The following is a 3,780-nucleotide window of genomic DNA, read 5'->3' as shown; positions in this document are numbered from 1 at the left end:
TCGTCGCCATCGTTTGCTCGATTTGATCGATACGCTTATTCACAGCAGCGATATCATCTTTTGTAGCCATGCGCTGCTCGATGCTGATGATATCATCTTTCGTCGCCATCGTTTGCTCGATTTGATCGATACGCTTATTGACAGCAGCGATATCATCTTTTGTAGCCATGCGCTGCTCGATGCTGATGATATCATCTTTCGTCGCCATCGTTTGTTCAATATGGTTGACGCGACTTTCTAACGCCCGAATGTCATGTTTTAACGCGGCGACGTCGTCCTTTGTTGCCATGTTTGCTCGCAAAAATGAAAGCTCATCAAAAATGCGCTGCAACAACTGTTCCACCCATCTCACCTCCTTTTCCGTTTCTATTATACCATCATTCGACAAAGAGAGAACGTAAAAATGACAAAAAATTTTGATTACATATGAACCCTGCCTAACATTTAGACGGGGTTTTTCATCCGCACAACTAACTCCTCATCCGGTGTGACGTAAACGGTCTGTTGGTTTTCGTAAATGACAAAGCCCGGTTTGGCGCCGCTCGGTTTTTTGACGTAGCGGACGCGCGTATAGTCGACCGGAACGGAACTAGAATGGCGCGCTTTGCTGAAGTAAGCGGCTAAATGAGCGGCTTCGATGATCGTCTGTTCAGACGGCTGCTTGCTTTTAATGACGACGTGGGAGCCTGGGATGTCTTTCGTATGAAGCCAAATGTCGTCTTTGCTTGCGAATTTGTTCGTCAAATAGTCGTTTTGTTTATTATTTTTGCCGACAAAAATGTCGGTGCCGTCGCTTGATACGTAGCGCTCAAGCTCGATTGTTCGCGGCTTTTGTTTTTTCGGTTTTGTCGCTTTGGCGCGCAAATAGCCTTGTTCAATTAGCTCGTCGCGAATGTCATCAATATCTTTTGGCGAGGCGGTTTCGAGCTGTTGAAGGATCGTGTCAAAATATGCAATTTCCTCTTTTGTCCGTTCGATTTGTTCTTGGACGATCGAAAAAGAATGTTTTGCCTTTTGGTATTTTTGAAAATAGCTTTGTGCATTCTCGGACGGCGTTTTTTGTTCATCGAGCGGAATAGTGATCGTTCCACCATTTTCGTCGTAATAGTTGACGACTTCCACTTCATTCATTCCGCGTTTAACTGCATAAAGATGTGCCGTTAGCAATTCCCCATATAGCCGATATTGTTCCGCCTGCTTTGCTTCCTCTAACGTTTTTTCTAATTTCAACAGCTTTTTCTCATTTTTCGCCTTTTCATTTGTGACAAACCGCTCTAAATCGTGTGCTTGTTGTTTGACGCGGTCGCGTTCGGCCTTTCCGAAATAAAAGCGATCGAGCATCTCGCTTAACGTAGCAAACGACTGCACTTCCCCATCCATATGCGTAAGAGGTAAAGCGTAAAATATTTCTTTTTGCCCGCGATATATACACGGAGTAAATGCTTCATTTCGCACTTCTGCGATGAGTGACATAAAGCTTTTCGGCAACGTCGCTCGATTAGCTAGTCCAGCTCGATGAACGACTTCGCGCGCAAACAACGGAGAGATGCCCATAAATGTGGCGACGAGTTGATCAGCTAGTTTTCCAGCAAGAAAATCGATTTTTTTTACTACCGTTTCTCCTGTCGCCTCAAGCGGATTTATTTTATCATGCGACGGCGGCGAAATGTACGGCGCCCCTGGAAGAACCGTCCGGTAACGGTTGACCGCAGGTGAAAGATGTTTCACGCTGTCAATGATCGTATTCGTCTGTGCATCGACGAGAATGATGTTGCTGTGGCGGCCCATCATTTCGACGATGAGCTGTTTTGTGCAAACATCGCCGAGCTCGTTTCTCGTTTTTACGTGAATGATGACGATGCGATCAAAATCGACTTGCGTAATCGCTTCAATGATTCCCCTTTCTATATGTTTGCGCAACAACATACAAAACATCGGCGACTCGTGAGGGTTGTCGTACGTTTCGTTTGTTATATGCATGCGCGCATACGCCGGATGAGCAGATAACAACAATTTATAATTGCTTCCGTGCGAGCGAATATGAAGCAATAGTTCGTACGGAAACGGCTGATAAATTTTCGAAATGCGTCCGCCAACAAGCGTTCGCTGTAATTCTTTTGTCATGGCATATGTAAATACTCCGTCAAACGACATAAGAAACACCTTTCTCTTTTTTCTTTTCATTATACCATATCATTTTTTCGTACATGCTTGAATAAGCTGTCATAGATAAGACAAGCGGAAGGGGGAGAGAAATGAGCTGGCACGGATTACGTATTGAACAAGTTGCACAACAAGCCGATACAAACATGTCATCTGGATTAACGGAAAAAGAAGCGAAAAAACGGTTCAAACAGTTTGGCGCAAATGAGTTGGCAGTGGAAAAAAAACCATCCGCGCTAAAACAATTTATTGGACAGTTTCAAGATTTTATGGTGCTCGTTTTGTTGGCGGCAACAGCCATTTCAGCTATGCTAGGAGAGTATATTGATGCGATCGCGATCGTAGCGATCGTCATCATGAATGCGTGTTTAGGATTTGTACAAGAACGGCGGGCAGAAAAATCGCTCGAGGCATTAAAAAAGCTATCTGCCCCGGAATCGTTCGTTTTGCGTGATGGGGAGTGGAAAAAAGTGCCGTCCGCTCAGCTTGTTGTTGGCGACATTGTAAAATTTACAAGCGGCGATCGAATCGGAGCGGACGTGCGCATCATTGAGGCAAAAGGACTATATATTGAAGAATCGTCATTGACGGGCGAGTCGCTTCCTGTGGAAAAACAAACGGCTCCACTTGCGCAAGACGTGGCGCTAGGCGACCGCACAAACATGGCGTTTATGGGCACGCTCGTGACGAAAGGGAGCGGCGTCGGCATCGTTGTCGGAACGGGAATGAATACGGCGATGGGACAAATCGCTCACTTATTGCAGTCAGCACCGACGATGGTGACACCATTGCAGCGGAAGCTCGAACAGCTAGGAAAAATTTTAATCGTGATCGCTTTAACTCTTACGGCGCTCGTCGTCGTGCTCGGCGTTTGGCAAGGACATGCGTTATATGACATGTTTTTAGCCGGTGTATCGCTTGCGGTTGCCGCCATTCCAGAAGGGTTGCCAGCTATCGTTACCGTCGTGCTCGCGCTCGGCGTGCAGCGAATGATGAAGCGAAATGCCATCGTGCGCAAGCTTCCTGCTGTCGAGACGCTCGGATGCGCATCTGTCATTTGTTCCGATAAAACAGGAACGATGACCGAAAATCAAATGACGGTGACGCGTGTATGGACAAACAATCGATTATGGACGGTCAGCGGGACGGGGTATGAACCGAAAGGACGTTTTTTTTATAACGGAAAAGAGGAAAAGCCTGATAAGCAGCTTCAACAATTATTGTTGTTCGGCGCCCTATGCAATCATGCGGAAATAAAGAAAAAAGGAAAAACGTATATGATCGATGGCGATCCGACAGAAGGCGCGCTCGTCGTCTCCGCGGCGAAAGCTGGATGGACGAAAGAAAAAATCGCTCACGAATTTACAGTCGAACATGAATTTCCGTTTGACTCGACGCGCAAAATGATGACAGTCATCGTGAAAGATCGCGCGAATCGACGCTGGATCGTTACAAAAGGCGCCCCTGATATGTTGCTTGAACGTTGCCGATTCATATATATCAACAATGAAGCGAAACCGCTTCACGAGCAGGAACGGAAAACGGTACAACAAACGGTCAATATGCTTGCATCGGAAGCGTTGCGGACGATCGCGATCGCATATCGGCCGCTTTCAC

The 3,780-nt window shown here is 46.4% G+C and carries 2 protein-coding genes and 1 pseudogene; 1 reads left to right on the top strand and 2 read right to left on the bottom strand.

Going from position 1 to position 3,780, the window contains the following annotated elements; all coding sequences use genetic code 11:
* A pseudogene (locus V7Z64_RS04770) lies at positions 1–343 on the bottom strand (hypothetical protein); the annotation flags it as partial.
* 101 nt (positions 344–444) lie between these two features.
* A complete protein-coding gene (locus tag V7Z64_RS04765) occupies positions 445–2,154 on the bottom strand; it encodes an Rqc2 family fibronectin-binding protein (RefSeq protein WP_297989039.1) in 1,710 nt (569 codons plus the stop codon).
* 101 nt (positions 2,155–2,255) lie between these two features.
* On the opposite strand from V7Z64_RS04765, the gene V7Z64_RS04760 reads away from it, so the two are divergent.
* Positions 2,256–3,780: cation-translocating P-type ATPase (locus V7Z64_RS04760; RefSeq protein ID WP_334109507.1), on the top strand; the 1,525-nt coding region annotated here is incomplete at its 3' end.

This window comes from Anoxybacillus sp., from assembly GCF_036834105.1.
In the GTDB taxonomy this organism is placed as follows: Bacteria; Bacillota; Bacilli; order Bacillales; family Anoxybacillaceae; genus Anoxybacillus.
Note: the sequence above shows the minus strand (reverse complement) of the source record. Positions and strands in the feature narration are given on the sequence as shown.